The following is a 3,317-nucleotide window of genomic DNA, read 5'->3' as shown; positions in this document are numbered from 1 at the left end:
GGCCCTCGGCAAGGAAGCCAAAAAGGAAATGCTGCCCATACAGCCCGGCGACGTGCCCGCCACCTACGCCGACGTCACCGACCTGGTCGAAGACCTGGGCTATCAGCCCGCTACGCCCGTAGAGGAAGGGGTGCGGCGGTTCGTGGAGTGGTACAAGGAGTATTTTGTGGAAGTAGGGTGAGGATTACTTGATCAAAAACTATCCTTTCTATGACCCTGCGAGAGTTGGTACATCTTTTCAATCGCGCGTCTTTTGGACTCAGTCTCGATGATCTGGTTCCTCTTCAGAACAAATCTCGGAAAGAGGTAGTAGATCTTCTTTTCAAAGAAGCAAGAGAGTCAACATATTACCCTATTCGCATTCAACAGGGCGAAATAGTCAATCCCGTCAATGGGTTTGTGCTGAAAAAGTATGAGGATCGGACGCTAAACGATGGTCCCTGGGTTACGGCACTTGTGACAGCCTGGCTTTATGAAATGGTAAGGACAGGTTCCATACGGGAAAAAGTTGCTCTTTTCTGGCACCATCACATGCCGATCAATGGGCAGACAACGGTTTTGTCGGGGCTTTATCTCGAGTGTCTGCGAAAGTATGGCTTGACCAACTTCAGGGAGCTCTTGCTTGCTGTAGCCAAGACCCCTGCAATGATGCGTTTTCTCGATAACCACCATTCTCACAAGGATGCCCCGAATGAAAATTGGCCACGAGAACTACTGGAACTGTTTACACTTGGTGTAGGAAACTACACTCAGAAAGACGTCTATGAGGCTGCAAGAGCATTTACAGGTTGGCGTTACGATCATGATATCAATGTTTGGACTTTCGATCCTGAAGCCCATGATGATGGGGTCAAGGAGTTTCTTGGGTACAAAGGCAATTTTTCTGGCGAACAGATAATTGACATTATTTTGGAGCAAAGGCAGTGTGCCCGTCACCTTGCCGCCAAAATTTATCAGTTCTTTGTACACAACGAAGAGAAAAATCACGATCATGTCGAGGAACTGGCTACGGTGCTGTACGAAAATGACTATGACTTGGAGAAAGTCTTTCGCCATTTGTTCCTTTCGGATTGGTTCTATTCAAATCAAGTGATTGGGCAGAACGTCAAAACGCCGGTAGAGTTGCTTGTGGGCTTTCAAAGGCAGAGCGGGTTGCGCGCCATAGGGGTGAAAACAAATACCTGGTTTATTGAACGAATGGGTGAAGTGCCTTTTCATGCCCCAAATGTGGGTGGGTGGCCAGTTGGGAAAGATTGGTTTGATACCAATACAATCGTGTGGCGCCGCTTGATGCCTGTAGTGCTCATGGATATAGCGAATCGTGAGTATGAACGCGGTTCGTTTACGTACAAGCTGGTTTCCAGGGTAGATAAGCCCCAGCTGAAGGAGCTGAGGTATGTCATGGATAGTATCTTTGACTTTGAGCGCCTGGTTCGAAAAATGGAAACTACCGGGAGTGATTGGAGGGTGTTTTTTATGGGGCAGTATCCAGAAAACTTTCCAGAAGCTCTCGATGAGCAATCCCTGAAACTTGCTGTTTCCTCTGCCTGGTACCAAATGGCCTGAGAATGAAAAGAAGAGAATTTATAAAAAATGCTACTTGCATTGCCGTGGGATCAGCCTTGATCCCGCAATTTCTGGCGGGTTGCACCACTGATGAGGTCAAGAGATACCTTCGGGGATACAAGCGTTTGGTTGTGCTCCATTTGGGCGGTGGAAACGATGGGTTGAATACCATCGTGCCTTTTCGAAATGATATTTATTACAAATTGCGTCCCCAGTTGGCAATTCCGCCAGAGAAGGTATTGAAACTGAATGATGAGCTTGGGGCGCATCCTGCCATTGAGGGCTTGAAAAAGCTTTATGATCGGGGGTATCTTGCCATTTTTAACAACGTAGGCTATCCGGATATAAAGGGATATCCCAGCATTGAACTCTCGCACTTCAAAGCTTCTGATATCTGGAGTTCAGGCTTGACACCTGATAAGGACAGGACACCTCAGCATGGTTGGTTGGGAAAGTATCTTGACCTTGTTGCAGCGAAAAGTGAAGATGCCTTCCTTGGCGTGGAGGCTTCCACCAGTTTTGAACTGTCACTGAAAGGAGAAAAAATTCAGGGAATTAACATCAATTCACTGGAAACAATCAACCGTCTAAGTGACTATAGAGGTTATCTGGTTCATTCCCACGAGCATGAACATCCCATTGCGTCCTATATTCGGGAAGTCTCCATGCATGCAGTATTTTCTACGGATGTTTTGAATGACTATTTCAAGGAGTATTCCTTTTCATATCCGGATAGTGAGTTGGCTGGACAATTCCGAAAAGTGGCTGCTTTGATCAAAGGCGGGGCACCTGCGAGGTGTTTCTTTTTGAAGCATGCCACTTATGACTCTCATCAGGCGCAAGTGGGAAGCCACGAAAAGTTGCTTAAAGAGATGGCAGATGCTGTCCATGCTTTTGCCACAGATCTGGAAACGAGTGGATTGTTTGACGATACCCTGATTTTGATCTATTCGGAATTTGGTAGGCGCGTTGCAGAGAATAGAAACCTGGGTACGGATCATGGCCGGGGCAATAACTTGTTTGTCATTTCCGGATCCCTCAAAAAACAGGGCATCCTTAACGAACTCCCCGACCTCGAGACGCTTGCGTACCGCAACGACGTGGCCGTCCATCTCGACTTCCGGCGCATCTATGCGACCATCCTCGAGCGCTGGCTCGAAGTGCCGGCCGAAAAAGTGCTGGGCGAGCGCTTCCCGCTGCTCGATTTCGTGTGAGCCGTAGGGTGACGGTCAGCCAGGTCAGAACGACAATCACGCAGTTGGAACGCGGTTTTATTACCACAGAGTTTCACAGCGTATCCACAGAGCATCACAGACGGGGAAATTTGCAACGTTACCCGTCACAGCCTGTCCCGACCCGAAGATCGGGACGTCACGAAATCATTTTACCACAGAGATTCACAGAGTTTCCACGGAGTACCACAAATTAGGTAAACTGTCAACGTTACTCGTCACGTCGTCACGACGTCACGCGTCACGTATTACCACTCACGCATACCCACATTGACTTCCCTTTTACATAAACTGTTCGGTCCCCGTTCGAAGGCGCAGCCCGATTTCACCCTCCTGGGCGCCGACATGCACGCCCACCTCGTCCCGGGCATCGACGATGGCGCATCAGACCCAAAGGCGGGCGCCGATATGGTGGAAGCACTGTACCGCCTCGGCTACCGGACGCTCTGGCTGACGCCGCACGTCTATCGCGAGTACTATCCCAATACCGCGGAAACGATCGCGACGGCCTTCGAGGCG

3 protein-coding genes are annotated in these 3,317 nt (G+C 49.3%); all 3 read left to right on the top strand.

Annotated features, from left to right (window positions below; all coding sequences use genetic code 11):
* Positions 1-181, top strand: a 181-nt coding sequence (locus D6694_03100) for an NAD-dependent epimerase (GenBank protein RMH46800.1), incomplete at its 5' end; no start/stop codon positions are given.
* A gap of 29 nt (positions 182-210) precedes the next feature.
* On the top strand, positions 211-1,566 hold the full coding sequence (locus D6694_03095) for a DUF1800 domain-containing protein (protein ID RMH46799.1): 1,356 nt from the start codon (positions 211-213) through the stop codon (positions 1,564-1,566).
* A gap of 2 nt (positions 1,567-1,568) precedes the next feature.
* Positions 1,569-2,780 carry a DUF1501 domain-containing protein gene (locus tag D6694_03090; protein RMH46798.1) on the top strand — a complete coding sequence of 404 codons (1,212 nt, stop codon included), beginning with the start codon at positions 1,569-1,571 and terminating at the stop codon, positions 2,778-2,780.
* The last annotated feature ends 537 nt before the right edge of the window (positions 2,781-3,317 follow it).

The organism is Gammaproteobacteria bacterium, from assembly GCA_003696665.1.
Classification (GTDB): Bacteria; Pseudomonadota; Gammaproteobacteria; order Enterobacterales.
This window is presented reverse-complemented; position numbering and strand designations above follow the sequence as displayed.

Excerpts from the sequence above, each read along its gene's own strand:
- D6694_03095 (RMH46799.1), top strand. The coding sequence starts at position 211 with ATGACCCTGCGAGAGTTGGTACATCTTTTCAATCGCGCGTCTTTTGGA.
- D6694_03090 (RMH46798.1), top strand. The coding sequence starts at position 1,569 with ATGAAAAGAAGAGAATTTATAAAAAATGCTACTTGCATTGCCGTGGGA.